General features: G+C 38.6%; 2 protein-coding genes and 1 riboswitch. Of the genes, one reads left to right on the forward strand and one right to left on the reverse strand.

The genetic code is table 11. The features are described from left to right. Positions 1-161 precede the first annotated feature (161 nt). The gene (gene serA, locus WAX46_RS15495; RefSeq protein ID WP_226568206.1) at positions 162-1,736 is read right to left on the reverse strand and encodes a phosphoglycerate dehydrogenase; all 1,575 of its coding nucleotides are present in this window, start codon (positions 1,734-1,736) and stop codon (positions 162-164) included. A 289-nt stretch (positions 1,737-2,025) separates the two neighbouring features. Then, positions 2,026-2,156, forward strand: a riboswitch (FMN riboswitch). A gap of 148 nt (positions 2,157-2,304) precedes the next feature. Between serA and WAX46_RS15500 the strand changes: the two genes are divergently transcribed. Further along, the gene (locus tag WAX46_RS15500; protein WP_336494305.1) at positions 2,305-2,895 is read left to right on the forward strand and encodes an ECF transporter S component; all 591 of its coding nucleotides are present in this window, start codon (positions 2,305-2,307) and stop codon (positions 2,893-2,895) included. Positions 2,896-3,025 lie beyond the last annotated feature (130 nt).

Here is a 3,025-nt window from a genome sequence, read left to right on the forward strand (position 1 = left end):
AAAGCCACTACTTCTAATTGATTTCTTCTCTCTTCTTCACGTTTCGATAACATGTTCATCCCCCGCAGAATTGTGTTATTACCCTTATTATACAAAAAAGCTTGTAGACTTTGTCTACAAGCTGAAACCTCATGCTTTTGCATGAGGTTTACCATTGTTTTTTATAGGTCAATCAGACGTACAGATAGAATATCTTTCACTTCAGTTAACTTTTGGACAATTTCGTCTTCAAGATGCTTGTCAAAAGAAAGCATCATGATGGCTTCGCCGCCTTTTTCTTTACGTCCCACTTGCATTGTCGCAATGTTCACATCATGTTCGCCTAAAATCTGTCCAACTTGACCAATCACACCAGGTGCATCCGTATGCTGAATGTAGACAAGATGTCCATCTGGGTAAAAATCAATATTAAATCCGTTAATAGAGACAACGCGTTCCCCGAGATGCGGGATATAGGTTGCTTTTAAAGTAAAGGTTGAAACGTCACCTTTGATTTCAATTGAAATGCTGTTATCGTAACCAAATTCGCTAGAGGAAATTTTTTCACTAAAGCTAATGCCACGTTCTTTCGCCACCATACCAGCATTTACTTCATTCACAGTCGAGTCTACGCGTTCTTTTAAAAAGCCAGACAGTAGACTTTTCGTAATAAAGGATGTTTCCAGTTTTGAGATAGAGCCTTCGTAAGAAATGCTCACTTCTTTTACAGGTTCTCTCATGGATTGAGAGACAAGACGTCCAAGTTTTCCTGCAAAATGATGATAAGGTTGAATCTTTTTAAACTCGTCTTTGGTCATCGCTGGTAGATTAATAGATGACATGACAGGGAGTCCTTTTGCGAATTGAAGGACTTCTTCAGATACTTGAGCCGCTACATTTAATTGCGCTTCTTTTGTAGATGCACCAAGGTGCGGAGTTGCAATGACATTTGGATGATCCACAAGCGGGTTATCAGTAGGGGGTTCTACCTCGAATACATCGAGTGCAGCTCCTGCCACATGGCCGCTTTCAAGTGCTTCAAGAAGGTCACCTTCGTCAATAATACCACCACGGGCACAGTTTATGAGACGAACGCCTATTTTCGTTTTCGCAATCGTTTCTTGATTGAGAAGTCCTCTTGTTTCTTTAGTTAATGGTGTATGTACAGTGATAATATCTGATACTTCAAGTACTTCATCGAGTGATTTAGCATTGACACCAATTTTTTCTGCACGCTCTTTTGTGAGGAATGGATCAAACACGTTTACAGTCATGCCAAAAGCTCTTGCACGCTGGGCAATTTCGCTTCCAATTCTGCCTAGACCAACAATTCCGAGTGATTTTCCGTAAAGCTCAGCACCGACATATGCGCCTCTGTTCCATTCTTTTGATTTAACAGAAATATTGGCTTGCGGAATGTGACGCATCAGGGATGAGATCATTGCAAACGTATGCTCTGCTGTTGAAATCGTATTACCATTTGGTGCATTGATAACAATGACGCCATGTTTTGTCGCTTCATCAATGTCAATATTGTCTACTCCCACACCGGCACGGCCAACAATTTTTAATGAAGTCATTTTTTCATAAAGTTCTTTTGTCACTTTTGTGGCGCTTCTGACAAGTAATGCATCAAACGTGTGGAGCTCATCTTCTACTTCTGTTACATTTTTTTGGACAATTTCAACAAAATCTGATTCTAAAAGTGGTAAAAGACCATCATTGCTCATCTTATCTGAGACTAATACTCGAAACATCGTTAGATTTCCTCCTAAAATAAACGTCATAAATATCTGATAATTTACCATATTCCTTTTCACTATGTCAATCAAATTAAAGCAGTAAAGCGAAAAAGAAAACACGAACATTTCTTTATGTCATTATGGGTAATGGACACCTTTAAACAAAAGATCACCAATTTTTACGCATTTGTCATTATCATTTTTTGTTTTTTAAACATTTGTTAAAACTGATTAAATTGCTCAGGATTTTTATTTCTGTACAAATGCTCATATATCATATATAATGATTTCGAATTGAATAATGATCAATCTTCGGGGCAGGGTGCAATTCCCTACCGGCGGTGATGAGCTTAGTCTCTAAGCCCGCGAGCCTTTTTGGCAGGATTCGGTGTGATTCCGAAGCCGACAGTATAGTCTGGATGGGAGAAGATGGAGGTTCATAAACGTTGAAAACATAACTGTTCAAACGTCTATTTGTGTAGCCTAAATTTCCCGCTCCTGTGATGTTATCGAGAGCGGTCTTTTTATGGTTGAATTGAACAATCCTCTTTTCGAAAGATCTGATCGAAAAGGAGAGAGAACTTTGAATCAAAGTAGAGTGAAACGTTTAGTTGTCACAAGTATGCTTAGCAGTATTTCGTTTGTTTTAATTTTATTGGATTTTCCTTTTCCAGGGCTTCCAGTATATTTAAAAATTGATTTCAGCGATATTCCAGCGATTATTGCGATTTTAATTTATGGGCCGGGTGCAGGAATAGCCGTTGAGGCATTAAAAAATGTATTGCATTACCTCATTCAAGGCAGTATGTCTGGCGTTCCTGTTGGGCAAGTAGCCAATTTTATCGCAGGTACATTATTCATCTTGCCGGTAGCCTTTATGTTTAAAAAAATTCAATCAGTAATAGGGATGGCATGGTCTATGATTATGGGAACATTGCTCATGACCGTAATGATGAGCATTTTAAATTACTTCTTGTTCCTTCCCGCTTATACATGGTTTTTAAATGCACCTGAACTTTCTGATCATGCGCTCAAGACAACCATTACAGCAGGAATCTTACCTTTTAACTTTATTAAAGGAATCATCATTACCATCGTGTTTAGCTTCATTTTTGTGAAAATGCGTCCATGGTTTGAGGATAAACGCCAACTTCAAAAAAAAGCCCCTGCATAAGGGGCTTTCAGACCGTAGACAAACCCCACCTTTACTTCAAGTAAAAGTGGGGTTTTCACTTATTTTGATAAAATTTATCAGTTGTCTTACGCTGGACATGGTCCTTTCCATGTCCAGTTTGCTAGCTTTT

This window comes from Bacillus sp. FJAT-53060 (assembly GCF_037104745.1).
Classification (GTDB): Bacteria; Bacillota; Bacilli; order Bacillales; family Bacillaceae; genus Bacillus; species Bacillus stratosphericus_B.